Source organism: Corynebacterium sp. MSK297 (assembly GCF_030232885.1).
Classification (GTDB): Bacteria; Actinomycetota; Actinomycetes; order Mycobacteriales; family Mycobacteriaceae; genus Corynebacterium.
In genome coordinates this window covers 213,770-240,134 of sequence record NZ_JASPGD010000002.1, presented here as the reverse complement: position 1 = coordinate 240,134, position 26,365 = coordinate 213,770, and the positions used below count along the sequence as shown (strand labels likewise).

Annotated in this window: 22 protein-coding genes and 4 tRNA genes; 5 read left to right on the top strand and 21 right to left on the bottom strand. The window is 59.0% G+C overall.

Features of this window, described 5'->3' with window-relative positions; translation table 11 throughout:
• Positions 1 to 227 precede the first annotated feature (227 nt).
• The 12 genes from QP888_RS03030 to QP888_RS02975 all read right to left on the bottom strand — a co-directional run bounded on the left by QP888_RS03030 (position 228) and on the right by QP888_RS02975 (position 8,763).
• Entirely contained in the window at positions 228 to 1,781 is a 1,554-nt protein-coding gene (locus QP888_RS03030; protein ID WP_284812057.1) for a phytoene desaturase family protein, read from the bottom strand.
• A gap of 68 nt (positions 1,782 to 1,849) precedes the next feature.
• A complete protein-coding gene (locus QP888_RS03025) occupies positions 1,850 to 2,359 on the bottom strand; it encodes a YbaN family protein (RefSeq protein ID WP_284812056.1) in 510 nt (169 codons plus the stop codon).
• Between the two features lie 231 nt (positions 2,360 to 2,590).
• Positions 2,591 to 3,301, bottom strand: a complete 711-nt coding sequence (rplA, locus tag QP888_RS03020) for a 50S ribosomal protein L1 (protein WP_284812055.1) — start codon at positions 3,299 to 3,301, stop codon at positions 2,591 to 2,593.
• Positions 3,302 to 3,447: 146 nt separating this feature from the next.
• Positions 3,448 to 3,897 carry a 50S ribosomal protein L11 gene (gene rplK, locus QP888_RS03015; protein WP_018121334.1) on the bottom strand — a complete coding sequence of 150 codons (450 nt, stop codon included), beginning with the start codon at positions 3,895 to 3,897 and terminating at the stop codon, positions 3,448 to 3,450.
• 210 nt (positions 3,898 to 4,107) lie between these two features.
• Complete coding sequence (gene nusG, locus QP888_RS03010) at positions 4,108 to 5,106, bottom strand: transcription termination/antitermination protein NusG (RefSeq protein ID WP_502869092.1); 999 nt, start codon at positions 5,104 to 5,106, stop codon at positions 4,108 to 4,110.
• A 120-nt stretch (positions 5,107 to 5,226) separates the two neighbouring features.
• Complete coding sequence (gene secE / locus QP888_RS03005) at positions 5,227 to 5,559, bottom strand: preprotein translocase subunit SecE (protein ID WP_284812054.1); 333 nt, start codon at positions 5,557 to 5,559, stop codon at positions 5,227 to 5,229.
• Between the two features lie 56 nt (positions 5,560 to 5,615).
• Positions 5,616 to 5,691, bottom strand: a tRNA-Trp gene (locus tag QP888_RS03000).
• Between the two features lie 122 nt (positions 5,692 to 5,813).
• Positions 5,814 to 5,885, bottom strand: a tRNA-Met gene (locus QP888_RS02995).
• 43 nt (positions 5,886 to 5,928) lie between these two features.
• Positions 5,929 to 6,001, bottom strand: a tRNA-Thr gene (locus tag QP888_RS02990).
• A 186-nt stretch (positions 6,002 to 6,187) separates the two neighbouring features.
• Positions 6,188 to 7,033 (bottom strand): acetoin reductase, encoded by an 846-nt coding sequence (locus QP888_RS02985; protein ID WP_284812053.1) that lies wholly within the window; start codon positions 7,031 to 7,033, stop codon positions 6,188 to 6,190.
• A gap of 427 nt (positions 7,034 to 7,460) precedes the next feature.
• Positions 7,461 to 7,542: transfer RNA gene (locus QP888_RS02980), tRNA-Tyr, on the bottom strand.
• A gap of 204 nt (positions 7,543 to 7,746) precedes the next feature.
• Positions 7,747 to 8,763 carry a polyprenyl synthetase family protein gene (locus QP888_RS02975; protein ID WP_284812052.1) on the bottom strand — a complete coding sequence of 339 codons (1,017 nt, stop codon included), beginning with the start codon at positions 8,761 to 8,763 and terminating at the stop codon, positions 7,747 to 7,749.
• 105 nt (positions 8,764 to 8,868) lie between these two features.
• Between QP888_RS02975 and QP888_RS02970 the strand changes: the two genes are divergently transcribed.
• Positions 8,869 to 10,308 (top strand): geranylgeranyl reductase family protein, encoded by a 1,440-nt coding sequence (locus QP888_RS02970; protein ID WP_284812051.1) that lies wholly within the window; start codon positions 8,869 to 8,871, stop codon positions 10,306 to 10,308.
• A gap of 572 nt (positions 10,309 to 10,880) precedes the next feature.
• Here the strand turns inward: QP888_RS02970 and QP888_RS02965 are convergent.
• The 7 genes from QP888_RS02965 to QP888_RS02935 all read right to left on the bottom strand — a co-directional run bounded on the left by QP888_RS02965 (position 10,881) and on the right by QP888_RS02935 (position 20,069).
• Positions 10,881 to 11,588 carry a demethylmenaquinone methyltransferase gene (locus tag QP888_RS02965; protein ID WP_284812168.1) on the bottom strand — a complete coding sequence of 236 codons (708 nt, stop codon included), beginning with the start codon at positions 11,586 to 11,588 and terminating at the stop codon, positions 10,881 to 10,883.
• A 42-nt stretch (positions 11,589 to 11,630) separates the two neighbouring features.
• Positions 11,631 to 12,848: a glycosyltransferase family 4 protein gene (locus QP888_RS02960; protein WP_284812167.1), complete on the bottom strand. Its 1,218-nt coding sequence runs from the start codon at positions 12,846 to 12,848 to the stop codon at positions 11,631 to 11,633.
• 36 nt (positions 12,849 to 12,884) lie between these two features.
• Entirely contained in the window at positions 12,885 to 13,457 is a 573-nt protein-coding gene (locus tag QP888_RS02955) for a DUF3592 domain-containing protein (protein ID WP_350338218.1), read from the bottom strand.
• A gap of 12 nt (positions 13,458 to 13,469) precedes the next feature.
• A complete protein-coding gene (gene menD, locus QP888_RS02950) occupies positions 13,470 to 15,308 on the bottom strand; it encodes a 2-succinyl-5-enolpyruvyl-6-hydroxy-3-cyclohexene-1-carboxylic-acid synthase (RefSeq protein WP_284812050.1) in 1,839 nt (612 codons plus the stop codon).
• Between the two features lie 149 nt (positions 15,309 to 15,457).
• Positions 15,458 to 16,219, bottom strand: coding sequence for a hypothetical protein (locus tag QP888_RS02945; protein ID WP_284812049.1), 762 nt, complete (start codon positions 16,217 to 16,219; stop codon positions 15,458 to 15,460).
• Positions 16,220 to 16,255: 36 nt separating this feature from the next.
• Positions 16,256 to 18,913 (bottom strand): excinuclease ABC subunit UvrA, encoded by a 2,658-nt coding sequence (locus tag QP888_RS02940; RefSeq protein WP_502869091.1) that lies wholly within the window; start codon positions 18,911 to 18,913, stop codon positions 16,256 to 16,258.
• A 28-nt stretch (positions 18,914 to 18,941) separates the two neighbouring features.
• Positions 18,942 to 20,069, bottom strand: a complete 1,128-nt coding sequence (locus tag QP888_RS02935; RefSeq protein WP_284812048.1) for an o-succinylbenzoate synthase — start codon at positions 20,067 to 20,069, stop codon at positions 18,942 to 18,944.
• Positions 20,070 to 20,096: 27 nt separating this feature from the next.
• Between QP888_RS02935 and QP888_RS02930 the strand changes: the two genes are divergently transcribed.
• Both QP888_RS02930 and menE read left to right on the top strand, forming a co-directional pair.
• Positions 20,097 to 21,140 (top strand): 1,4-dihydroxy-2-naphthoyl-CoA synthase, encoded by a 1,044-nt coding sequence (locus QP888_RS02930; RefSeq protein WP_284812047.1) that lies wholly within the window; start codon positions 20,097 to 20,099, stop codon positions 21,138 to 21,140.
• Positions 21,141 to 21,201: 61 nt separating this feature from the next.
• Complete coding sequence (gene menE, locus QP888_RS02925; protein ID WP_284812046.1) at positions 21,202 to 22,395, top strand: o-succinylbenzoate--CoA ligase; 1,194 nt, start codon at positions 21,202 to 21,204, stop codon at positions 22,393 to 22,395.
• Positions 22,396 to 22,456: 61 nt separating this feature from the next.
• Here the strand turns inward: menE and QP888_RS02920 are convergent, their stop codons facing one another.
• Positions 22,457 to 23,620, bottom strand: coding sequence for an aldo/keto reductase (locus tag QP888_RS02920; RefSeq protein ID WP_284812045.1), 1,164 nt, complete (start codon positions 23,618 to 23,620; stop codon positions 22,457 to 22,459).
• Positions 23,621 to 23,831: 211 nt separating this feature from the next.
• Between QP888_RS02920 and QP888_RS02915 the strand changes: the two genes are divergently transcribed.
• Both QP888_RS02915 and QP888_RS02910 read left to right on the top strand, forming a co-directional pair.
• Positions 23,832 to 24,722, top strand: coding sequence for a 1,4-dihydroxy-2-naphthoate polyprenyltransferase (locus QP888_RS02915; RefSeq protein WP_284812044.1), 891 nt, complete (start codon positions 23,832 to 23,834; stop codon positions 24,720 to 24,722).
• 139 nt (positions 24,723 to 24,861) lie between these two features.
• On the top strand, positions 24,862 to 25,791 hold the full coding sequence (locus tag QP888_RS02910) for an AEC family transporter (RefSeq protein ID WP_284812043.1): 930 nt from the start codon (positions 24,862 to 24,864) through the stop codon (positions 25,789 to 25,791).
• A gap of 102 nt (positions 25,792 to 25,893) precedes the next feature.
• Here the strand turns inward: QP888_RS02910 and QP888_RS11065 are convergent, their stop codons facing one another.
• Positions 25,894 to 26,355, bottom strand: a complete 462-nt coding sequence (locus tag QP888_RS11065) for a DUF4229 domain-containing protein (protein ID WP_350338217.1) — start codon at positions 26,353 to 26,355, stop codon at positions 25,894 to 25,896.
• Positions 26,356 to 26,365: the final 10 nt, after the last annotated feature.

Genomic DNA, 26,365 nt, shown 5'->3' with positions numbered 1-26,365 from the left:
CGGAATACCGCCCATTCAGGCTGGCATTCTGGCAACAAAAAAGCCCCGTGCAAGAGCACAGGGCGCACACAACCTTCTGGTTGGGATGCACAAGTGTCTCCTGCGTGGGTCGTCGCCACCACGAGCAACTCGTGGGGTGACCTTCGATCCGTTACACGGATAACCGACGGTCTTCGGTGAAACTTGAGCGCGGCGTCAAAGCCGTTCAAACTTCACCGAGGAGCTTATCACCTGAATGCGACAGCACCAAATCTACGGAGGATCGTCTGAGCTGCTCGCCACCCGGCCATACCATGCACACCTGCGCCTGGCAGGCTAGCCCCACCCGCCTGCACCACCGGAACCTCCGGATTCCTCGTCAGCGTGCCGACGTATTGGCGCTGCCGTGGCATCTGCGCCACATTCATGGCGCCACCTGCGATATCTCCACCGATCAGATTCGCGTTGGCTTCCTGCAGCTGTTCTGGGGAAGACTGGTGGCGTTCGATAATTTGCGCTGAAAGCCCGGAGGCATATCGCGAAATCTGCGCTTCTATCAGGCCTGCTACTTCACCCGGGAACTTCTCCTGGTAACCATGCGGCACATGGGCATAGGCCCAAAGGATGTGCGGTTGCGTTGCCTCCTCCGGTATTCTTCCTGAACCTGGTTGCGCCGAGGGCGCCCGCCCAGCCCCCACCGACCGCCGACTACCAGAAAAACGCGTAGAGTCCGCGGCCTGTTGTTGACAGACCATCACGAATGGACGCTCCGGCAAAATCCCTGCCGCAGCCTGACTTTCCGCTGACTGCATTTCAGACACGGTTCCGCCCACGTGCACCGTGCCCGCGCCTGCCACTCGCGGATCATTCCACCGCACCGGCCCATTAATCAGGTAGTCCATCTTGTACACCGCAGTACCGTACTTCCACCGTCGTAGACTCCGCGAACGCAACCTAGACAACTCTAGCCCCTGCAAAGTCAGTAGCTGCCGCGGAGTTTGCGTGGTCACCACAGCGTCATAGGTGGCAAAAGCAGAAAGCTCCACGATCTCAGCACCGGTCTGGATTGTCCCACCGTAGTGCTTAATCACGCGTGCTAATGCCATAGCCAATTGTCCAGTGCCGCCGGAAACCATTGGCCAGCCCGTGGTCATCCCGAGAGTATTAAACAACAATCCAAACGCTGCCGTACCGGGCTGGCTCGGTGGGCGAATCGCGTGCACAGCAGAACCAACCAGCAAGGCCCGGGCAGATTCGTCGACAAGCAACCGCGAGGTTAAGCTTCTCGCTGGCCACACACCCCGCAGGCCCAAGCGCGCGAGAGCAAGAGGATAACGGGGGCGGACCGGAAGCACCGAGTTGACGAGCTTGTCGACGCCGTCGACAAGCGGTTTGTGCAGGTGGTTCCACACCCGTCCGTCATGGTCGGAAAACTGTGCGGCGGTGGTCCTAAGATCGCGATAAAGAATAGCCGCGGGTGCGTCGACAAGCGGGTGCGCCATCGGGTACTCCGGATGCTTCCACTTCAGCCCAAACTTTTCGAGCCCTAACTGACGAAACACCGGGCTTACGACACCAAACGGATGAGCCGCGGCACCGAAATCAACCACGCTCTCCGGCCCGAACGCTGAGTGGGTGCGCGCGGATCCACCAATGTGGGCGGCGGATTCAAAAACTTCTACCCGGCATCCAGCCTGCGCTAAAACTGCTGCAGCAGTAAGGCCGTTAGGGCCGGCACCAATCACGGCGACCCGGGCCTCGCCATTGTGGGCGAAGGAAGACCGGGCAAAACCAGAACTCATAGGTTAAGTCTAAGCGTCTGCGTTTCTCCACGACCGTGCTGGCGTCATTTCTAGCGTCATTTCTGGCGTTATTTCTGGCGACGTTTCTGTTCGCGGCGTTCCTGTTGGCGGCGTTCCTGTTGGCGGTGCTTCTGTTGTTGATGTTCCTGTTGGCGGCGTTGCTGTTGACGACGCTCCTGGAGACGAGCAGATTCTTCATAACGGCGCCAAAAACGAGCTACTTTTTCTGGTTTGGGCTCGCGCCGCCAGATTACGGTCGCGGCAATGATCCCGATGCCTACCATCATGACCGCGAACCACAGTTGTCCCACCAAAATCGTCGACAAGATCATCGAGGCCCACGCCGTCGCAATGATGTATATCCGACGTTTGCGGCTTAAGGAACCAGAGTAAAAGTCGATGAGATAACTACGCAGCGGTGAGCGGTGCAGAATATAGAATTCCAACCGATGCGAACTACGCGTGAAAAAGAAAAACGCGAGCAGCACGAACGGAGTCGCCGGTACCAACGGTACTAATGCACCGAAAGCACCGAGCCCCACACTCAACAGCCCACAGGCCAGATAGAGATACCGCATAGTAACCCCAAGATTACCCCGGGTTCACTAGAGTTCATAGGGGGTAATAGACGGGTAAAAGGCGGATACTAGACAAAACCCACCTGCACTATCCCAATAAACGGGAGTGAAGGTGGGCGGGGCGTAGTACGAATGCTTCGGGCACAAAGTGCTCCGGCACAAAGTTCTCCGGGAACTCAGTAGCTTAAGTCTTGAGCGCCTATGCGTCGAGATTATTAAGCCTGGAGGTCTTTAACCCTCGACGGTGTAGTTCTTCTGCACCGATGGGTCAACTGGAACACCAGGACCAGTGGTGGAAGAAACGGTGACCTTCTTCAGGTAAACACCCTTAGCAGCCGATGGCTTCAGGCGCAGGACTTCGTCCAACAGTGCGCCGTAGTTCTCAGCCAAAGCTTGCTCGCTAAACGATGCCTTACCGATCAGGGCGTGCAGGTTGGAAGCCTTGTCGACGCGGAAAGAGATCTTACCGCCCTTAACTTCCTTGATCGCTTTGGTGACGTCGTTGGTGACGGTACCAGTCTTTGGGTTCGGCATCAGGCCACGAGGACCCAACACGCGCGCGATACGACCGATCTTAGCCATCTGGTCAGGGGTAGCAATGGCGACGTCGAAGTCGATCTTACCTTCGGTGACCTGGGAGATCAGCTCATCAACACCGACGATGTCGGCGCCAGCCTGCTCAGCTTCGGTGGCCTTCTCGCCAGCCGCGAAAACAGCAACGCGGACATCTTTACCTGTGCCGTTTGGCAGGGATACGGTGCCGCGAACCAACTGGTCAGCCTTGCGTGGGTCAACGCCCAGACGCATAGCGACATCGATGGTGGCGTCGAAGTTCTTCGAAGAAGTGTCCTTAGCCAGCTTTACTGCCTCGAGTGGGCGGTACAGGTGGTCGCGGGAGATCTTGGTCGCGGCTTCTTTAAAAGCTTTAGACTTAGTGCTCATTTCTCAATTCCTTTAAGTTTGGGGATTGTCGTGGTCAGCGAGCCGGAGCTGGCTCTGCCACGGTGGATGTGACCGCATCCGACTGCGGCCGTGGTAAGTGTCAAGGCTGTGGTACGACAGACCTTAACGCTTGCGCGGTGCCCGACTTACGCGTCTGGGTGTCCGTCAACGTTCAGGCCCATGGAGCGAGCGGTACCAGCGATGATGCGGGCAGCGTTTTCCTCGTCACGAGCGTTCAGGTCTTCGAACTTGGTTTTGCCGATTTCCTTGCACTGTTCCCAGGTCACGGTGCCGACCTTCTGGGTGTGCGGAACACCGGAGCCCTTTTGCACGCCAGCGGCCTTCAGCAGCAACTTGGCTGCAGGTGGGGTCTTCAGCTTGAAGTCGAAGGAGCGATCCTCGTAGACGGTGATTTCTACAGGGATAACTTCGCCGCGTTTGTCTTCGGTAGCGGCGTTATAAGCCTTGCAGAATTCCATGATGTTGACCTGGTGCGCACCCAGGGCAGGGCCGACTGGAGGAGCAGGGTTTGCTTGACCAGCCTGGATCTGCAGTTTAATGAAGCCTGCTTGCTTCTTTTTCTTCTTTGGAGCCATCGTTTTACCTCAATTCCGTGGTACCAGCACCCCGCCACGATGAATAACGGGGACTGTCCGGATTCCGGCCTTCGCCGGCAACCGGGGATGTGTATTTTTCGATGTGCGGCACAGTAGTTTTACAGCATGCCATCTGGTATCTAACCGCAGGCACGCCAATCAGGCACACACGAGGAACTAGCCTACTGCACGGTGTGGGATCTTCCCAAACTACATAATACGTTCAACCTGGTCCGCGGTGAGCTCGACAGGAGTCTCACGGCCGAAGATAGACACCAGTGCCTGCATCTTGCCGGTTTCTGGATCAATCTCGGAAATCGTCGCCGAGACGGAGGCCAGCGCACCGGACAGAATCGTGACGGCTTCGCCAACCTGGTAGTCGTGATCGACGCCGGATGCTGCCGGTTTTTGCGGGGCAACGGCCTGGTCTTCATCTGCATGTGCGGGGGTCTCGTCGCGCGCCTCGGTGGTCTTCGGCAGCAGGAATTTAGCAACCTCACGGGTCTTGACGACGGTGGCGTTACCTTCGTTACCCACGAACGACGTCACACCCGGGGTGTCGCGAACAACCGACCACGCACGATCGTTAATTTCCATGCGCACCAGAACATAGCCCGGCAGAAGTTTCTTCTTGACGATCTTCTTCTTGCCGTCCTTTTTCTCCACGACGTTCTCGATCGGGACAACAACGTCGAAGATCGAATCCTCAACCTCGAGAGTCTGGATACGCATATCCAGGTTGGTTTTCACCTTGTTCTCGTAACCCGAGTAGCACTGGATGATGTACCACTGCCCGGGCTGTTTCTTGAGTTCTTTCGTGAACTCCCGTAAGCGCATTCGGTAAGCAGCATCTTCATCGGCGTCCTGCGCAGAAGCTGAGGTTTCAGATTCGGAGGCTTCAGATTCGGTGGCATTAGACTCTGCGGCATCGTTCGTGGACTCCGAACCGGCAGCGCTGGCGCCTTCTGCAGATTTCGCGGCAGCCTCGGTAGCTTTGACGGCTTCCTCATGGTCTTTCGCAAAATCATCAGATTCTGCGTCATAGTCGTCGCCAAGAGACTCACGATCTTCCTCGGCTGCCAGCTTTGCTGCTTCGCTGGCCTTCGCGACCTCAGGAGTTACTTCTTCGAAAACGTCGTTCGCGTTATGACGATCGTCGTTGTGGTGATCGTTGTTGTGGTTATTGTCGTTCTGGGTTTCTTCGCTCACGTTAGCGCTACTCCCTTTTACCTAGGGTTATCGGGTGATTCGGACTGGTTGTGCTCAAAAATTATCCCGCTTATCCACAAGGGACAAGCGGGATCACAACCTGATATATGACGACTATACCTAAGGAGCCAGAACTGCTTCAACTCCCATGGTAGCTACCGTGTCGACGCTCCACACCAAGGCAGTAAGCACGAAAAGGAAGGCAAATACGACAATGGTGTATTGCACCATTTGCTTAGCGGTAGGCCAAACAACCTTACCCATTTCCGAGACAACCTCAGGAACGAAACGAGTAGGACCGCCGCCTGGTTTGTCATCGCGGACAGAGGAATCATCCACATTAACGACGCGCTTAGCCTCGTAGGAAGCACTCGAGGTGGTGGAGGCGCCGGAGCGTTGACGTTTACCAACTGGGCGAGCTGCTCCGCCGGTTGCGTTGTTATCTTCGCTCACGTCAAAAACTCCTCAATGACCTACATTGGCCTCGGTGAATGACCTCATAAAAATACTGGCAGGGGCGACAGGACTCGAACCTGCAACCTACGGTTTTGGAGACCGTTGCGCTACCAATTGCGCCACGCCCCTAGAGGGTGCTGAGTAACAGACCAGGCATCCAACTAACAGAAGCCCGAACCTACAGCAGCCTTCACCTTAGCAGACCGGAAACCGGTCGGCGCAAGGCTTGAGGTTATGGGAAAAGTTCCCAGTAGCGATGGCGGGAATTGAACCCGCGACACAACGATTATGAGTCGTATGCTCTACCACTGAGCTACACCGCCTGGTGTTACAGCGTCTAAGGTGTTCGACCCTAAACAGCAACAGAGCCCCCTGACGGAATCGAACCGTCGACCTTTTCCTTACCATGGAAACGCTCTACCGACTGAGCTAAGGGGGCGCAGCCTCGAAACCAACTGTGCAGTCTTTCGATCTACTTCGTTGCGCTCCGTTGAAGCCTCACACAGCCTAACCCAATTGAATACAAGTACACAAATCACGAGGTTAGGGCGTGTTTTTGGCGATTTAATCTTTGTTTAACAGGAGACCACTTGAGCGGTAGACGGTGTTAAACAATCGATGAAGATTAGCGGTAGACAATGCCACCATCAATAATCGGTGTTTGCCCAGTCATATAGTCCGCGTCCGGTCCCACCAAGTACGAGACGAATCCGGCGACATCTTCCGGCACTGAAGCACGACCCAAGGTGATGCCGTCGACATACTTCTTGTAAGTTTCGCCGATTTCTGCACCGGTATACTCCGCAAATCCACGGTCCAGCTTCTCCCACATGCCCGTGCCGACAACGCCTGGCGAGTAACCATTGACAGTAATTCCCGCAGAACCAAGTTCTTGCGCCGCCGCATAGATTAAAGCGCGCACCGCAAACTTTGTCGAAGCATAAACCCCGATCATTGGGAACGACTCATGCGCCGCAATCGACGTAGCCGCCAAGATCTTGCCACCATGTCCGAGCTCTTTTAGCTTCTTCGCCGCAACCTGGATACCAAACAGGGTGCCTTTGTAGTTGACGTCAAGATGGCGATCGATCTCTTCTTCGCTGACGTCTTCCAGCGGAGCGACCCCCGCGATACCGGCATTATTGATCATGACGTCAAAATCACCTAGCTTGTCGACGGTCTCATCCACCGCTTCCTGCAAGGATATTTTGCTAGTGACATCCCCCGTGATCGCAAGCGCTTTCACGCCCGATTTCTCTACAAGCCGCTTTGTTTCCTGAAGGGCCGCTTCGTCGAGGTCAAACAGCGCAATGTGGTGACCATCATTGGCCAGGCGCTCTGCAATCGCACGCCCGATACCCTGGGCAGCACCAGTAACGAATACCACCTTTTGTTGAGTCGATTTCTCGGTTGTGTTCTTTTCAGCGGCACCCTTCTCGGCAGCGCTCTGAGATGCATTTTGTGTCGACATGAGTTATTCCCTTCTAATGTTGTGACACTATGGTCAGCCTATCTTACTAGGGAACACCTTGTGCCGTTTTTCATCTGTTAATGGAAATTATCACCTTTAGTGGATTTTCCAGGAGTCGACATCTAAGAGTTGGCCGCTGGGTTTTTCTGTGGAGTTTTGCCGGAAACGTAACCCAATCACCAGTACTAATGGTTCTAGGTCGCGACCTAGAACAACAGCCGACAAATCAGCGATGGTGAATCAGCGTGGGCATAGAACAGACTTGAGGAAAGATCGATACCGCAAGAACTCTCTATTACCCTTTAACCCCCGGTTAACATCCGTCATTTAGCCCTGAGCCAGGGTTAAACGCCAAAGCCAGCCCCACACATCAACCCCACGCATGCAACGAACCCCACGCGATAATTCGCGCGGGGTTCGTATGTTGTGCCAGGTAGAAGATTCGAACTTCTGAAGGCAATGCCGGCGGATTTACAGTCCGCTCCCTTTGGCCGCTCGGGCAACCTGGCGTGCACCATTTGGTGCGGTTATTTACCCTACTATAGACACCCAATGAACTTACAAATCAGCACTGCAGGCAGGGTTTCGGCGGGTCAAATGTGTGAACCCCCATGGAGCCGCCCGCCCCGGAGCACCCCGGGGCACCACCGGAGCCAACAGCCAATGCTGTCAACAGCCGTAAGCCGATGCTGCTAATGCCAGCAAGCACCCAGCTAGCCCACCCGGCGCATGGTGTATTCCGCAAGCACACGCAGCGCGCGCGTGGCGGCAATATCCGGCAACTTGTCCAATTCACGATCCACGACATCCAAGTGAGCCTGGACGTCGGCAAGAGCTTGTGCGCGTCCATTCGTCTCTCGGATCAACGCGATCGCACGCTGCACGTCGTCCTCATCCTCCAGCGGACCCGTCAACAATGCGCGCAAATCACTACCAGCAGCGCTGTCATCTTCCAACGCGTACAGCACTGGCAACGTAAACACGCCCTCGCGCAAGTCCGTACCCGGAATCTTGCCGGAATCCTTCGGATCAGAGAACAAATCGATAATGTCGTCGACGATCTGGAAAATCATGCCAATCGCGCCACCGATAATCTGCAGGGAACGCTGCGTCGGTTCATCAGCACCAGCGTGGTAGGCACCCAAGTAGCCCGCCGAAGCAATCAATACGGCAGTCTTTTCCTCAATCACCTTCTGATAATGCTCCACCGGGTTAGACTCACCCGCGCCGAGCGTCTCGCGCATCTGGCCGGTGACCAACTCCTGAAACGTCTCACCAAAGTGGCGGACCGTTAAACTATCCATGCTGGACATAATGCGAGAAGCATGCGCTAGTAACACGTCGCCAGACAAAATCGCCACCGAATTATTCCACCGCGAATTCGCCGATTCGACCCCACGCCGCTGGTCGGCTTCGTCCATCACATCGTCGTGATAAAGCGTCGCCAAGTGCACAATCTCCACCACACTCGCTGCTTTATACACGTTGTCCGACTCTGCATGCGGGCCATATTCCGCCGCAAGCAACGCCATCATCGGGCGGAAGCGCTTGCCACCAGCAGTAGTCAGGTGCAAAACCTTATCCGTGATGAACTCTGCGCCCTGCGAAAGCTCCGAACGCAGCAGGTCTTCGACCGTTTCCATCCCGGCAGCAATGCGCGAATTGAGCTGTTCATCCCCCAAATCCACAGCGGGGGTGTAACCAGAAACCTGGTTTTGGCCAGTGGTCATATCCGAGGTTTATCCTTGCGCTTATTCGTTCCCATAATTCCCGTCCTAACAGTAGTCGACAGAACAGGGCAAAAACACTTCCGGGGTCAGAGTCGTGCAACAATAATGGCCATGAGCCTTGCCGACGACTCCCCCGCTCGCCCCGACTCCGGGTCCCACACTGCGTCTCAAACATCGAAACCTCCGAAAAACGAGATTCTTGCCGACGCCTCCAGCACCGGCAATGACGCTGTCTCCTGCGAAGTCGCGGTTATCGGCGGTGGCCCAGCTGGAGCCGCGGCTGCGATTTATGCCGCACGCGCCGGATGGGACGTCGTATTGGTAGACCAGGCAGAATTTCCCCGCGATAAGACCTGCGGCGATGGCCTCACCCCACGCGCGATGGCGAAACTGCGGGAGCTAGCGCTTCTGGATGGAGTGAACCCGGGATACCGCAACCGGGGGTTGAAACTGCACGGCTTCGGCGGATCAGTGACTGCTGCCTGGCCAGACGGACATTTCGGGGCTACGGGCACGGCCTGGCCACGGCGCGAATTAGACAACTACCTGGTGCAGCAAGCCGCGGCAGCAGGCGCACGGGTATGGACCGGGTATTCGGGCGCTGATGTCGTCGTCAAGAACAATTCGATCACAAACATCACGGTGCGACGGGTCGGGGGCCAGCGGTCGGCGGAGCAGTCAGCACCCTCGGGCAGCCAACAGCCAACAAATGACCAGCAGCCGTCGGCAAGCGAGATGACGCTGCGGCCGCGGTGGACGATCGTGGCCGACGGGGTGCGCTCGACGTTCGGCAAAAAACTGGGGCGTACCTGGCACCGCAGCGAAGTCTATGGGATCGCCGCGCGGTCGTATTGCAGCTCGCCATACTCGGATGAACCATGGATGCACTCGCACGTGGAACTGACCGACGAGAACGACACCGTCCAGCCTGGTTACGGATGGATTTTCCCGCTTGGCGACGGCACAGTGAACCTGGGATGCGGCGCATTGTCGACGGATAAACGTCCGGCAGCGATCAATACCAAGAAACTGTTGGAATTTTATGCCAGCCAACAGCGCGAAGCCTGGGGCTTAGGGGATCCGCGCGATGTGGCCTCGGCGTTGTTGCCCATGGGTGGGGCCGTATCGAACGTAGCCGGGGCGAACTGGATGCTGATCGGTGACGCGGCGGCATGCGTGAATCCGTTAAACGGTGAGGGCATCGACTATGGTCTGGAAACCGCCGAGCTAGCCATGGGACTATTGGGCAGCAGTGTCGACCTCACCTTGGTGTGGCCCGAAGTGTTGCGGGCGCATTTCGGCGAAGCGTTCATGTGGGCACGCACCGCGGCCCGGCTTTTGACCTATCCGCAGTTTTTGCCGGTATTCGGCCCGTTAGGGTTGCGGGGCCCGGCGGCGCGCTATTTAATGCCAGCGGCTGCTCGGTTAATGGGCAACTTAGTTACCGACGAAGACCGGGACCTGATTTCCCGGTTGTGGAAGAAGGCCGGAAAATATGCGGCGACGGCGCGAGCCGACACACCACTGTGGGATGCAACGGTTTAGGGAATATGGGGAACCTGCGATGCCAAAGCCAATGGCGAGACATAACTAAACAAGGCCAAACAAAGCCACACAAAGCCACAGCCGATTTTGAGAAATCTGGCCAGATTATCTGGTTATCTGGGCTTTGTAGTGTTTCCGCCACTCGTGACTCCTGTGTTCTTACGCTCCGACAGCACGAGTTTTGTTTCTACAAGCACCAGAAGCACGAAAATATAAACAGCAATTGCGATGACTTCACGTAGAGGCATTTCCTGGAGGCCTCCGGCAGTAGCGCGGTAAAGAATCCATGCAGCGGGTAATGCTAAGAGAACTCCAGCCCAGCCCACTATCCTGGCTCGTGGCCGATTGCCATGTTTAACTTCATAGATGGCAGATAAGCCCGCTACGGCTATCGCGATTATCAAAATAGACAGTACTATCATTATGGGCTACCAACTGAGCTTACGGACGGCGAATATGGTTGAACTGAGCTTACGGACGGCGAATATAGTTCCAGTAAAATGCCACAACGGCATCGTAAATTTTTCCTGACCTTGGGTGAGATCGCGAAAATCGGGGGCAGCCCAGACCAATTAAGCCTTCACAGCCGAATGTAGCGCCACAATCCCACCTGTCAGATTCTGCCAACCGCACTCAGTCCACCCATTAGCGTTGATCTCAGCGGCTAAGGTCTCCTGATCCGGCCACATACGGATCGACTCCGCCAGGTACTCGTACGCTTGCGCATTCGACGAAATCACCCGCGCGATCGCCGGCAGCGCGCGCATCAAATACTCCTTGTACACCGTGCTAAATACTGGCACCACAGGGGTAGAAAATTCAGCCACTGTGAGCTTGCCACCTGGTTTGGTCACCCGCGCCATTTCCCGCAGCCCGGCGCGGAAATCGTGGATATTACGGAGCCCATACGAGATCGTGACAGCGTCGAAACTTTCGTCCGCAAACGGCAGATGCATACCGTCGCCAGCAACCTTGGGAACATCACGGTGGGCACCGGCGGCCAACATGCCGGTAGAAAAATCGCAGGCCACGCACCAGGCTCCGGAGCGCGCCAACTGCACGGTAGACACGGCGGTTCCGGCCGCTAAGTCCAGCACCTTATCCCCCGGCTGCAGATCCAAACGCTCACGGGTGCGCTTGCGCCAATAATTATCGATACCGAGCGAGAGCACGGTATTGGTCAGGTCATAATTCTTGCTGACCGTATCAAACATCGACGCCACATCCACCGGCGCCTTATCCAGCGTCGCACGAGTGAGTTTCGGCGCTTGCTTGTCCAGCTTGTCTTGCTCAGCCTTATTCGAAGAGTCCACCCCACCAGCTTAATGGTTGGCACCCGGAGATTCCCACGCAGCTGGGTTCACCTCTGCCAGCACCTGGCGGTAATAGTCCACCAACTGAGCACAGATCTTCGGCCAGGTCTTATCCTCCACGTGCTTGCGAGCTGCAGCGGATAATTCTTGCCGACGGCTCGGGGCTGCCAGCCAGCTGACTGCGTCGGCAAGCTCGGCTTCGAAATTATCAGGATCCAGTAGCAGCCCATTGCAGGCAGCAGGATTCCCGGTGCCATCACGAAGGTTCCCGGTGCTGTCATCCCGGATCAGGTCGACTGGGCCGCCTACCCGCGGGGCGATCGTCGGCACGCCGCTAGCTTGCGCTTCCTGAATGGTTTGGCAAAAAGTCTCCAGTTCCCCGGGGTGGACGAAAACATCGAAACTGGCATAGGCGGCCGCCAGGTCGCTGCCGCTGAGTGCTCCGCAAAACACCGCATCCGGCATCGCGGTTTCCAGCTCAGAACGGCACGGGCCATCGCCAACGATGACGAGCTGCACATCAGCCCGGCGCGACAATCCAGCCAGCCGGTGCACGCCCTTCTCGTTGGCCAGGCGTCCCACATAACCGACGATGATTGGCGGTGATTGTTTGGGCCGGCCTGCACACCACTTCCGACGCAACGCATCCGAACGTTTCTCCGGATGAAACAACTGCGTATCCACCCCGCGCCCCCAATGCGCAAGATTGCGCACCCCGTGCGATTCCAGCTGCTGAATGGTTTCCGTCGACGGCGCCAACGTCAGCTGGCAATGGTTATGCATCCGCCTGATCCAACGCCAGGTAGCGCGCTGTAACACCCCCAACTGGTACAGCCCGGCGAAACCTGCAATATCAGTCTGGAACACCGCCACCCTGGGAATACCTAAGCGCCGAGCAGCCCAACCACCACCGCGCCCCAGCGCGAAGGGACTGGCCAGGTGCACGATATCCGGGTGGAATTCGGCGAGCGTGCGGTAGACGGTCGGCGTCGGCACGCCGATGGGCAGAGAATCAACGAAAGGCAGGCGGATCGTCGGCACGCGCACGACCCGGAAACCCGCGTAGTGGGAGATTTCTGGATGGTCCGGGGCCCTGCCGTGCGGCCCGGGCGCGATAACGATGGCGTCGTGGCCTTGCGCGCTCAGATATTCCAGAATACGGAGGACCGAGTTGCTGACCCCGTTCACGTGCGGCAAAAAAGACTCGGCGACGATGGCCACCCGCAGCCGCGATCGAACCGAAGGTGCTGACGACAACTGGCATCACCCGCGATTACTTGTCTTGGGAGTTCTTGGTGTGCTCGTCGACGTCCTGTGAGGATGCGCTTTAGGACGCGTCGCGAAGCTAATCAACTGCCACAGCACCAGCGTGACGACGACAACCAGCACAGCGACACTCAGCCCCGGGATGATCGCCAACGTCCAACCGCGACCTGCGACTTTCACCAGGTCCGGATCCGCGCGCGAATACTGCACCCAAACCTGCTGGCCCTCGGCAAGCCCGGTGGGATACAACACGCCTGTCGACGGCGCCCGATACAAACCTTCGCCGTCCCGGAATTCCACGGTGGTGCGCAACAAGGAGGTACCCGTGACCGTCGCTAAGGCGCGACCAGGGTCAGATTCAATCCTGTGATCATTCGCCGCTGCCCCACCAATCATGGCAACCGAGCCCAGTAATCCGGCTATGCACAAGGTTGCGACCAACTGGTGTAAACGGCGCCGCCACTGCCGACGCCGCCGGTGCGGATCATAAGACTGTGCGGCGGTAGGTGCAGTTTTATCCGGGCTTGCTTCGTGCGCACTCGTGGCTTGGGGATCTACGGAATCTGTCATAGGGAACCAGACTTATCCCCCAAGAACAGTATCGATCGCCTGGTGCAATTGCCGACGTGTCGCGCGGGTGGTCGTCGCCTCAATGACCAGGATCGGTTCCGGAAATTCAGTTTGGGCGGCCAAGGCGTCGAGAAGCTCCTGCGGGCTCTTCACGCGCTGGTAGGACAGGCCGTAGCCTTCACAGATCGCGGCAATGTCCACCCCATGTGGGGTGCCGAAGGCCTGCTCAAAATCACGCCGCAAGCCGGATTGGCCCACTTCGAGGGACTCGAAAATTCCGCCGCCGTCGTCGTTGGCGACCACGATCGTGAGGTTTTCCGGCTCCGGCTGATCCACTCCACGCAGCAGTCCACCGACATCGTGCAAAAAGGTGATATCGCCGAGCAGGGCAACGGTGCGCGGGGCGCGGATTTCGTCGGCACGCAAAGACTGCGCGCCGATCGCCACGCCCATGGCTTGGGAAATATTGCCGTCAATTCCGGCAGCTCCCCGCGGGGAATACGTGTCGACGCCATCAAACGGCAGGCCAGTCAGAGCAACATCACGGACCGGGTTCGACGGGCCGACGAACACGGTATCTCCGACCGCCAACGTGTCCGTGACAGCGGCAGCAACGTGGAGACCAGTAAATCCGTGCGATTCATCTTCCAGTGCCTCGCGGACTGCGCCGGCGGCCAGATCGGAGGCGGCCTGGCACACTTGCAACCACTCCCGGGTGGTCTCACCAGTGGTTTTCACACGGGTGCCGCGGGTTTCTTGAGCGTTGCCCTCCCGCAGACTCAAGAAATCATCGGTGCGGGACAGCACGATAACCTCGATATCCGGATCCGTGATCAGCGAGAGCACCCGGCGATGCAACGTCGGATGGCCGACCACAATCACCTGGGCAGGTTTGGTGCGCACGTAGTACTCGCCAACCTGGGCGTCATGTTTGGTGAAAATCGCGGCAGCCCCCGGGTGCACCGGAACATACGGAGCTGGGGCGCTCGGCTCGGCAATCGTGGGAACGTCCTCGAGCCCGTCGACACGCCAGGCTTCATCCCCGGCAATCACCAAGGTTGGTTTACTCAGGTCAACGGCAACCTCTCCGTGATCAGACCAGGTAGGCAGCCTGCGGCGGGCAGGGTGCGCGGGGTCCGCCGGTGCAATTGCGGGGGCGTCGGCAAAGTGGGCGTCGTCGAGATCGGCATCAGCATGGTTGGCATCAGCAGGGTGGGCGCCGGCAAGATGGGCTCCGCCTAGCTGGGCGTCGGCAAGACCATCTGTACCAGGCTCGGCCAGTTCGCTTCCCACCAGTGGCACATCAAAAGCCACATTGATGTGTGCCAGGCGGTCAGCGCTAAGGCGCTCAGAAAACGCGGGGAGGTCATCCACGGTGTTGATCTGCGTGGTCTGGGTAAACGTGGAGAAAATGCCCTGCTGCTGGATCGTCTGCGAAGCCCCCGTGCCGACGAGTCGCTGCGGCCGATCCGCGCTCAACACCAGCAACGGCGTATGAGAATGAGCAGCCTCAACGACGGCAGGCAAACAATTCGACACCGCCGAGCCCGAAGTCATTACCACCGCAACATGCCGCTGCTGCACGCGCGCCAACCCCAAAGCCAAAAAGGCTGCGCTGCGCTCATCCAGGCGCACATGCACCCGCAGTCCTGGGTGCGCAATGAGCGCCAACGAAAGCGGGGCATTACGCGAACCCGGACACAGCACGACATCGGTGGCGAATTCTGCGAGCCGGGCAGCTACCTGTTGGGCCAACTGGACGGCCTCCGGTTGCACCTGGTTTTCAGGCTGTGGGGATTCGGACTGTGGGTTGTCCGGTTGCGAGCTTTCTGGCTGTGGGGATTCGGGCATGGTCTCCTACTCAGGATTTACAGTTTCAGTATTTATGAGCTCAATATTTACGATCGGGTGCGCGGTGATACGGCCAGGTCATGACTAGTCAGGCCTAAACTAGTCAAGCCTAATCACAGGCCTAATAAGGTCCCTATTCAAGTTAAGAACTAGCCGAAAATATTACTCAACCAGCTGCGCAGATCGAACTCTTCACCTTCTGGCGGCAACAGTTCCTCTGGCACCTCAGTTGGGATCTGGTCTCGCCAACTTCCACCGTCGCCCGGCTCTGCTGGTTCTTCGATAACGGTGGTTGGTTCTGTCACCGTGACATTAACCTCTTCTGTCTGCGTGGAGGTCACTGTAGTTGGTGTCGGCAGCGTAGCCTGCTCATTATCAGCGGAACGCCACAAGAAGAAAAACACCACGGCCAGCAGTAACGCCAGACCCGAAATGATGCCAAGCAACATTTGCCAAGAACTCGAGCCACCCGATGCCTGTGCTGCTTGCTGCGGCTGGTGCGCATTGTGCACCGAGGCCTGCTGCGCCGCAGGGGCATAGCCGGAGTTATATGGCTGTCCATAGTGGTGTGGGCCGTATTGATTCTGGCCATACTGCTGACCGTACTGGCCCTGGTATTGCTGGGTTTGCGGCTGACCTTGCTGGCCCTGGGCCCCCTGGTACTGATCCTGGTCCGGGAAATACTGCTGCGGACAGTCTATGTATTGTGTCTGCTCGTTCGAACCAAAATACTGTGTGCGCTCATTCGAGCCAAGATATTCCGTGCGGTCATCACCACGGAAAAACTCGGTACGATCATCGCGACCCGGGCGGCCACCCTGGTTTGAGCCACCATGGTTTGCTCCACCATGGTTCGCTCCAGAACGGCCGGAATTGCCAGAATGACCGGAATTGCCAGAATTAGGTGTCATTAATCCTCCTCAAGGCTTGGGCCCAGTCTAGACATTTTACGGCCCCACCCGCCGGGCCAATTCCCGACCCGTAGCGGTATCTTCTTCCGCCAGCTTCTTAGGGCTCGCCTGCGCTAGGATGCGACCTCCAGCAGCTCCCGCCCCAGGGCCAAGCTCAATCACGCGATCCACACGAGCCAGCGCCTCCAAGTTGTGCTCCACCATGACGACGGTGGCGCCGGCGTCGGCAAGCGCTTCCAACTTGTCCAGCAACTTCGCGCTATCGTGCGGGTGCAGCCCCATGGTTGGCTCGTCGAGCAGATACACACTGGATTTCTTCTGCGTCCGCTGCAGCTCCGTCGCCAACTTAATGCGCTGCGCCTCGCCACCAGACAACTCCGGCGCACCCTGCCCCAAGCGGAGGTAACCCAGGCCAAGTTCATCCAACACCTCTAAAGCCCGCACCACCTGGGTGATCTGGGAATGGTCCGGATCCTTTGTGCCGCCGTCACTGCCGGTGCCGCTACCGCTGCTATTACCGCCGTCGGCAAGGTCACGGAAAACCTCCAACGCTTCGGTAACGCGCAACTGCAGCACATCAGCCACGGTGCGCCCGTACCAGCGCACCTCCAGTGCCTCGTCGTTAAACCGGCCGCCCTGACACCGCGGGCACAACGTATAGGTCCCGGGCAGGAACACCAACTCGACCTCAATATGGCCAGCCCCCGAACACTCCGGACACTGCCCCTTTTTCGTGTTATAGGAAAACTTCGAGGCATTCCACTTCTTCGCATCCTTGCCATCCCGGCGCGCCTGGGCAGCGAAAATGCTGCGGACGCGGTCAAACATTCCGGTATACGTCGCCAAGGTGGAACGCGGAGTACGGCCGATGGGTTTCTGCGTGATCGTGACAACCCGGCTAATATCCGGGTGCTCCGTTGCGCGCTTGCCGACGACATCTGTCACCAACGTCGACTTACCCGAACCAGACACCCCAGCCACCGCGGTGAACTGGCCCAAGCCGAGCTCCAGGTCAAGCTCGCGCAGGTTCCGGTGGTTGATTCCCTGCAGCACCAGGTGGCCGTTAGCCTCGCGCGGGGCGTCGGCAAGCTTGAGACGTCGGTTCGCCAGGGCGCGGGCTGTGGGGTATTCGGCTAGCTGCCCGTTGGCGTCGACAAGCTCACCGGGCTTGCCCGCGAACACAACGGTGCCTCCCCCATCACCGGCATAGGGTCCGATATCGATGAGGTAATCAGCCTGGGCAACGAAATCCATGTCATGCTCAACGACGAACACGTTATTTCCCGCGGCCAGCAGGCGCCGGATCACTGTCAGGACCGCCGTGCGTTCCTGCGGATGCAGACCCGCGGTGGGTTCGTCGAGAATATAGGTCACGCCAAACAAGGAACTGTGCAACTGGGAAGCCAGGCGTAGACGTTGCAGCTCACCAGCCGACAGGGTGGTTGCGGCCCGATCCAGGCTCAAATGGCCCAGGCCAAGTTCCAGTGCGGCAGCCAGCGGAGGGATGATCTGGGTTAACAACAAGGCCTCGGCATCATCCTGCGCAGTACGGCTGGCCGGGGCCGCAGCAGTGTCGGGCTGGCCATCACGGGCGACGTTGCTGCCGCCGGCATGCTGGCCGAGTTCCTGCTGGCGGTGTACCAATTCCTGGTGCAGAAAGTCCAAAGACCACGCATTCAACTCATTAATCGGAACACCCAAATAGCGCACGTGCAGCGCCTGCGGTCGCAGCCCCGCGTCACCGCAATTGCTGCAGGTATGCGATTCCAGGAAAGACTCCGTACGACGCCGCAGCGAATCCGATTCCGTTTCCCGCAGCGTCTTATACAAATATTCCGCCACACTGCGCCAAGTGCCCTGGTAGGTGCGTTGGATCTGGTCGGCGCCGCGGTGCGGAACAATCTCGACGACGGGGCGCTCGCGGGTAAACAAGATCCAGTCGCGGTCGGACTCGGAAAGTTCCTGCCACGGGCGGTCAAGGTCATAGTCCAGCGCCTCCAGGATGTCGCGGAAGTTCTTGCCCGCCCAAGCGCCCGGCCACGCGGTGATCGCACCGTCGCGGATCGACAACTCCGGTTCGTGCACCATGGACGCTTCCGTGGCGACGAACTTCGTGCCCGTTCCACGACACTCCGGGCACATGCCATCGGCCGTATTCGGGCTGAAGGCATCCGAAGCCAGGCGGGTGATTGGGGTTTCGGACGGGGCGCCGTCAGACGGTGTACTCCCAGACGTTGCAGCGCCAGACAGTGCACCGTCAGACAGTGCGCTGTAATCACCACACCGGGAATACAACAGACGAACAATATTCGATGTGGAACTAATCGTGCCCACCGTCGAGCGCGCCCCAGGCGCCGTGGTCTGCTGCTGAAGCGCCACCGTCGGCGATAGCCCCTCAATGGAACCGACCTGCGGATCGGTCGCCTGGCTGATCAAGCGGCGCGCAAACGGAGCCACCGATTCCAGGTAACTACGCTGGCCTTCCCCATGGATCGTGCCGAACGCCAACGAGGATTTACCCGAACCACTAATACCGGTAAACGCCACCAGCTGACCGTGCGGGATGGTCACGTCAATGTGGCGCAAATTGTGCAGATTGGCATCATGGATGCTCACGCAGGTCGGGACCTGCATGGGTTGCTGCTGGTCAGAGGCGTCGGTTTGTGACGGGTTCGAAAAGTCCGAAGAAGGCATAACCTCCAGTCTAGCCGGGGGCGGATCTTTACCGCGGCGCCCAACTTTCACCATTTTCTCGGGCACGGTGGGCTTCCAATTCCGTGTACGCCGCACGCAACCGGTCCAACCACCAGTCGCGCGTCGCACCGTCCGCGGCCAAAGCAGCCAACCGATCAGCATCGGGTACCACCGGGGCAGTCGCCAGCATGCCGTCGACAAGCGAACGCGGCGCGGCCACATCTTCCAAAAACAGCGAACCCGTCGCCAAGCCCGCCGGTGCCGGGGCCACATCGATGTCCTCGTCGTCGTTGAACTTCGGCAAACTCGCCACCGCCGCCAGACCGGCATTAATACCCACCGCACTGTCCAAAGCCGAGGCAATCGTGACATCCATATGGCGCGCACGCAGATCCGCACTCAGCTGCAACACCCGACGTACCCCACCCAGCGGGGCCACCTTGACGACGGCTACATCCGCCGCCTGCAAATCCGCCACCCGGTACGGATCCTCCACCCGACGGATGCTCTCATCGGCGGCGACGCGAACAAAGATCCCGCGGCGCATCAGCTGGGTGCGAACCTCAGCCAGCTCCTCCGGCGTGGCACATGGCTGCTCCACATAATCCAGCGGGGCCAACGCGGATACCGCCTCCACGGCCTGCTCCACGCTCCACGCGCCATTGGCATCCACACGGATGCGGGTGCCCGGAATCCCGGAAAGTTCCTCGCGAACCGCGGACACCCGGGCGATGTCGTCGGCAAGCGCATCCCGGAAATCCTTACCAGGCTCGGCTACTTTCACTTTGACGCAACGGGCGCCGGGCATGCGGGAAAGCACCTCCGGAACCTGGGCTGGCTCCACCGCCGGAACCGTGGCATTGACCTCAATATAGTCGCGGTGGGCGGCCGGAAAACCCTGGTACGCAGCTTCCAACCCAGAGCGCAGCCAGGGGGCGGTCTCGCGGGCGGAGTAATCAGCGAACGGGGCGAATTCTCCCCACCCAGCCGCGCCGTCGATAAGCACCACTTCCCGGTGGTGCAGACCACGGAATTTCACCGCCATGGGCAAAGAAACAACGTGGGCGCGCTCAAGGATGTCTGCGAGAGGGGGCAGGGGTGGTTGAGGCGCCTGCGGCGGCTGCGGTGGCCGGGCGTCGTGATTCGGAAAATTCATGCCCCAAGCCTAGCTAGACTAAAGGCCATGACTAGCACTCCTGAGCACAAAACCGAGGCCAACCCCAATACAGCCCCCAAGGCCGAACGCAAGGCTAATCCCGACGTCAACCCCGATGTCAGCCCCGACGACAGCCCCTTCGATCCCACCCAATGGCGCACCGTCGCAGGCTTCGAAGACTTGACCGATATCACCTACCACCGTCACGTAGGCAACACCCGGCGCGACGGAATCGTGCGCATCGCCTTCGACCGGCCAGAGGTGCGCAACGCCTTCCGCCCGCACACCGTCGACGAGCTGTACCGCGCTCTCGACCACGCCCGCCGCACACCCGATGTGGGCACCGTGTTGTTGACCGGTAATGGACCCTCGCCGAAAGATGGCGGCTGGGCGTTTTGCTCCGGTGGCGACCAGCGCATCCGCGGGCGTTCCGGGTACCGATACGCCACAAGCCACGACTCGGATGTCACCAGTGCCGACGAATCCGGCGTGGATACCGCCCGCGAGAAAGTCGAAGGTGGGCGTTTGCACATCCTGGAGGTGCAACGGCTGATCCGCACGATGCCGAAGGTGGTCATCGCGGTGGTCAATGGTTGGGCCGCAGGTGGTGGGCACTCGCTGCATGTGGTGTGCGACCTGACGATCGCTTCGCGCCAACACGCCCGTTTTAAACAGACCGACGCCGACGTCGGAAGCTTCGATGCCGGTTATGGATCGGCCTACCTGGCGCAAATGGTGGGGCAGAAAAACGCGCGCGAGATCTTCTTTTTGGGCCGGTCCTACGATGCCACCCACATGATGAAGATGGGCGCGGTCAATATCGTGGCCGAGCACGCCGAGCTTGAGGCCGAAGCCATCCAGGCCGCCCGCGAGATCAACTCGAAATCGCCGACAGCACAGCGCATGCTGAAGTTCGCCTTCAATCTTGCCGACGACGGGCTGGCCGGCCAGCAAGTCTTCGCCGGCGAGGCCACGCGCTTGGCGTACATGACCGACGAGGCCGTGGAAGGTAAGGAAGCGTTTTTGGAAAAGCGCGACCCGAATTGGGAGGAGTTTCCTTATTACTACTAAGGACCTCAGCGATAAGGGCCCCAGCACGGCCGAGTCAGCAGAACAACCGAGCCCGAGCCCCGTGCCCGCTCCTGCCCCCGCCCATGCCCGGGTGCTGACCGCGCTTCCTGTCCGGCTTGATGATCCCGCAGCAATCCTCGACGACCTGGAAGCCGCCATCGCAGGCCAAGCACATTATCTTCCGGTACCCGCTGGCGACCGGGCGCGTACTGAGTTGCTGTATTCCTCGCAACGCGTCGGCCAGCCCATCGACGATGCTATTGCCCTAGTGGTGCCGACCTCGGGTTCCACTGGCACGCCCAAAGGGGCGCAATTAACTGCTTCCAATCTGGTGGCTTCGGCTGATGCCACCCACCAGGTCCTCGGCGGGCCCGGGCATTGGCTGTTGGCGCTACCCGCGTATCACATCGCCGGAATCCAGGTTTTGGTGCGCAGCCTAGTCGCCGGGGTGGATCCAGTATGCCTGGATCTTTCCCACGGTTTCCACATTCCCGCGTTTGCCGCCGCTGCGGAATATTTAGACCACGCCCGGGACGGGAACACCCCAGCTGCCCGCGAACCCATGTACACCGCATTAACCCCGATGCAGCTGGACAAAGCCATAGAAACCCTAGAGGGTATTACTGCTTTACGACGCTTCGATGCCATCTTGATCGGCGGGGCAGCACTAAACCCACAATTGGCGGAATCGGCTCGCAAGCTGGGCATCCGCCTCGTGACCACCTACGGCAGCGCCGAAACCGCCGGGGGCTGCATCTACGACGGCCACCCCTTGCCGTGCAGCTCCGTCGCCGTGGAATCCGGCCGCATCATGCTCGGTGGCGCCACCATCGCCTCCGGATACCGCAATATGCCGGGCCACGAAGCCTTCGCTCACCCGGACTGGCCGGGCTGGTTCGCCACCTCCGACGGCGGGCGCATTGTCGACGGCCGGTTGGAGGTCAGCGGGCGCCTCGACGCGGTAATCACCACCGGTGGTTTGAAGGTGCACCCGGAAATCATCGAAAAAGAGCTCTTGGCCGTGCCCGGGGTCAGCGGCGCCTGCGTCGTCGGGGTGGATGATCGCCGTTTCGGGCAGGCCATCATGGCGGCCTACGAAGGAACCGCACAAGTTGGCGAGATTTTCGACGCTCTCTACGAGCTCCCCCGCTGGCAGCTACCGAAAGAGCTGCTGCGTGTCGACGAACTGCCGCGGACGTCGCTGGGCAAAATCCACCGGGCTGGTGTGGCCGAACTATTCCAGCCACGGGGCTAGCTAGTCGCGAGCTCTAGTTGGTCGCCAACTGGCCGCCGACTAGTCAGCGGCCAGTCACCAACTAGTCGCGGTCGATAAACCGCAGATGCTTGTCGACGTAACGCTCGCCCGCCAAAGGATGGGTGTCCAAGAGGTTGTCGAGCGCGGCACGGTCGTCGTCGGCAAGCGTCACGTTGGCTGCCGCCACGTTCTCCTGGATGCGCGCCGGGTTAATGCTGCCCGGCAGCACCAACATGCCGCCCGGATGCTGCGCACCGCGATCCAACAACCACGCCAAGGCAATCTGGGCGGCGGTAGCATCGTAATGCTTTGCAATTTCCGCGACCCGGGCTGCGTTGCGCTGGTTTTGCGCGAAATTGTCCGGGTGCAGGCGCGGGCTGTTGGAATCCGCATTCGGCTCGGTGAGTTGGGCAGTAAGCATTCCCTTGGCCAGCGGGCTGTAGGCGATAAATCCGATTCCAAGCTCCGCGCAAGTTGGCAACACGGATTCTTCTACTCCTCGCGACCACAAGGAATATTCACTTTCGACCGCCGCAACCGGGAATTCACGGTGGGCGCGGGCGATGGTGGTGGCCGAAGCCTCACACAAACCAAAGTGGGCGACGAGGCCTTCGTCGACAAGCTCACCAACGGTGCCTGCAACCTCTTCGATGGGCACATCAGGGTCCACGCGGTGCTGCATGAACAAATCTAGGCGCTCGACGCCCAAACGACGGGCCGATTCCTGAGCGACACGGCGGATGGTTTCCGGGCGGGAATTCAGCTCGCCGGTGGGTTCGCCGTTGTCGATATTCCAACCGAACTTGGTGGCAATCGTTGGGGTCTGCACCGAAGAACCAGCAGGAACCGCAGGTGGCGTGTGGGCGCGGGCGAAGGCGTCGCCAAGCAACTCCTCGCCGGTGTATGGACCCTGAATCTCAGAAGTATCGAAGAATTCCACGCCAAGCTCGGCAGCGGTGCGCAACACCTGGATCATTTCCTGGCGGCGGGGTGAGTCCGAATAGGAATGCAGGGTCATGCCGGTACACCCCAGCCCAATCGGGAATAAATCAAGGGGCCCGGACTGTTTTGGGCCAGCCTGTGGGGTCTCGGACTGCAGACGCCCAGCCTGTGGGGTCTCGGACTGCCCAAGCCCAGACTGTGGGGTCTCGGACTGCCCAAGCCCAGACTGTGTTTCTGTCTGGCTGGTTGTGGTGTCGGTGTGATGGTTGGGTTTATCGCTCATGCTTCCACTCTAGGTCGCGATCTAGCACTAGTCTGTTCCACGTAAATCTTGGGAATTTGCGCGCACCAGACCCGCGGCAATTCCCCAACTGGAGAGCACGACGGCTCCAGTTACTGACCATCACGTTTCCGCTGCTGCCGCCCCAGCACTGAATCCCGCTGATGTCATTTGGTGTTTGTTAATGACATGCAATGTAGCGCACAATGAATGCATGAGCGCTACAACATATTCGGCCACTACCCGTGATTGGATCCAGGCGGCACGACCGCATACGTGGCCGAATGCGTTCGCTCCGGTTTTGGCCGGAACAGGCGCAGCGCTGTACCAAAATTCCGGCAAATTTGTCCCGTTCTTATTGGCCCTGATCGTCTCCTGGGCTTTGGTCATCGGGGTCAATTACGCGAACGATTATTCGGACGGCATCCGCGGCACCGACGACGAACGCACCGGCCCCACCCGGCTCACCGCCAGCAAACTCGCCCGGCCTGCAGCCGTGAAGAAGGCGGCTTTCATCTCGTTCGGTGTCGCAGGTGTGGCAGGACTGATCCTGGCGCTACTTTCTGCCTGGTGGCTGATCCTGGTGGGCGCGGTGTGCTTGGCCGGGGCCTGGTTTTATACCGGGGGGAAGAACCCGTATGGCTATAAGGGCCTGGGCGAGGTCGCGATCTTCATTTTCTTTGGCCTCATCGCCGTGTTGGGTACCGAGTTCACCCAAGCCGGTGCCATCTCTGAAGTCGGTATTGGTTTGGCTATTTCCGTCGGCGCGATGTCCTCGGCGGTGAACCTGACCAACAATATCCGGGATATCGCCACCGACAAGCCAGCAGGCAAACGCACCCTGGCGGTCATCCTGGGCGATTCAGCCTCCCGCAAGCTATATACCGTGCTGCTGATCATCCCGTATATCGTGACGTTCGTGGTCGGAATCCTGGCATTTCCGGCGACCTGGATCGCGTTTATTTCCGGTTACTGGACACTGAAGGCCCTGCACCGAGTAAATTCGGGGGCACGCGGTGGACAACTGGTCACCGTGTTGGCGCTGACCGGGCGCGCGATGGCGTTGTGGTCCGGGCTCATGTTTATCGCCCTGGCGTTGGCCTAGGTTGTGTTGGTCTACGTTGCTTTGGCGTAGGTTGAGCGTAAGTCAGGATTAGTTCTGGTCTTGACCGGCACCGGAGCCAGTAGTCCGTCGTAAAGCCTAAAAAGCCCAAGAAGCCCAACAAGCCCATAGGAGGGCGTATATGGCAGGTGTGATCACCGCTTTTACCATCATCTTGTCGATCATCGCCGTGGGCTTTGCGCTATCCAAATACGGCATCATCGGCAACGATTCCCAACGGCTGGTCCTGAACAAAACCGCCTTTTACGCCGCCACGCCCTGCCTGCTGTTTACCTCGCTCGCGAAATCTAATCCGGGCACGCTCTTTTCCCCGGTACTTGCCGCCGTCGTTGTCTCCAGCCTGCTCACGGGCGCAAGCTATATCATCGCCTCCCGGCTGTTTTTTCCGAAAGACTTGCCGACGACCACAATGGGCGCGGCCTCATCGTTTTATTTCAACTCCGTGAACATTGGGCTGCCGGTGAGCATCTACGTGGTAGGCGAAGCCACCTGGGTGATTTCGATCTTGATGCTGCAGATGGTGTTTTTCACACCGTTTATTCTGGCTGCGCTGAACGACGGACATGGGCGCACCCGTGGCGCGAAGATTGTTGATGGCATCCGTTCCGGGTTTTTGTCGCCGCTGGTGCTCGCGGGAATTGCGGGCATGATTGTTGCGGTGGCTGGCTGGGAAATCCCGGAGGTTGCGATGGAGCCGATGTCGATTATTGGTGGCGCATCCATCCCGATGATTCTGATCAGTTTTGGCGCTTCCCTGACCTCAATCCACATCCTCGACGATCCAGCAGATCGCCCCGCCGTCATCACCGCCACCGCCATGAAACTCGTGCTCATGCCAGTATTCGCGTGGTTGGCCAGCCTGGCACTGGGGCTAAGCAGCGACCACCTCTACGTCGCCGTGATCTTGGCCTGCTTGCCGACGGCGCAAAACGTGTACAACTACGCCGCCACCTACCAAAAAGGCCTCGCTGTTACCCGCGATACCGTTTTCTTGACGACGTTTGCTTCCCTGCCGGTCATGGCCATAGTGGCCGGGATTTTCGGTAGTTAAAAGACCTAGACCCGCTGGTTAGTGGCCCGGTGGGGCCGGATAGTAGCCAGTAGCACGCTGAGGCCGAATTATTGCAGGTTGCGCTTTCCGGTTACTGCCTATCTAACGGCCAGCGAGTTCCCGGTTGACCCATTCTTTGCGAGCTTTGCGCTGCTGCGCCAGCTTGGCGACGGCCTCTGTGGTTTCGATGCGGAGTTTTTTGAAGATCAGCATCGACAGCGGCAGCGCCACCAACAGTGCCAGAAGCGCAGACACCACCGGTGGAACCTGAGCTCCGATGAGAAGCGCCAATGCCTGGATCACGATGGTCAGCCCCAAAAACAGCCCCAAGCGGGCAGCCCCGTATTTCAGCATCGAACGGGTTGCGTGTTTGCGGGTTTGTGGGTCGAGTTGGGGTTCTTCAGCAGGTGCAAAACTGTGCTGGGATTCATCCCGCAAAGCTGGGTTAGCACTTTCGGTGGCACGCTGGCTATTGCTGGACAGACCCGAGCCTTCTGCACCTTGTGCGTCTGACCGAGCCGGGATACCGGTGTGCCCACCATTGCTGTCTGGTTGATTAGTCACGAGATTCATC